The organism is Haloferax profundi (assembly GCF_001469865.1).
Classification (GTDB): Archaea; Halobacteriota; Halobacteria; order Halobacteriales; family Haloferacaceae; genus Haloferax; species Haloferax profundi.
The window spans coordinates 1-629 of the sequence record NZ_LOPV01000389.1; the positions used below are offsets into that span (position 1 = coordinate 1).

The window sequence follows — 629 nt, forward strand, 5'->3', positions numbered from 1 at the left end:
ACACGTACTTGAGCACAGCCAATATCGGGTGGATTAGCGGTCACTCCTACGTCGTCTACGGGCCACTCGCACTCGGATCGACTGTCGTCATGTACGAGGGAGCACCAGACTATCCGCACAAAGACCGCCTGTGGCGACTCGTCGAAGAAAATGCGGTCGACGTATTTTACACGTCCCCGACGGCGATTCGGTCGTTCATGAAGTGGGGAAGCCAGTTCCCAGAGCAACACGACCTGTCGAGTCTACGATTGCTGGGGACTGTCGGTGAACCCATCAATCCACGCGCGTGGAAGTGGTATTACGACCACATCGGCAACGAGACGTGCCCAATCGTCGACACGTGGTGGCAGACCGAGACGGGTGGGATGATGGTCACGACGCTGCCGGGTATCGACGAGATGAAGCCTGGTTCTGCCGGTCGGCCAGTGCCCGGAATCGACGCACAGGTCGTCGACGAGCGAGGACAACAGTGTCGCCCCGGTGACCCAGGATACCTCGTCTTGCGGCGTCCGTGGCCCGGAATGCCTTTGGCACTTCAACACGGTCGCCGCTGGGCGGCGGACGAATCTGCTCCCATCGACATCGATGGCTGGATGTACTTCAGCGGAGACGGCGCAAAAGTCGACGAC

The 629-nt window shown here is 60.1% G+C and carries 1 protein-coding gene; it reads left to right on the forward strand.

Features of this window, described 5'->3' with window-relative positions; genetic code table 11:
* Positions 1-629 (forward strand): AMP-binding protein (locus AUR66_RS13725; RefSeq protein ID WP_157533127.1); only part of this gene is annotated, 629 nt, incomplete at both ends.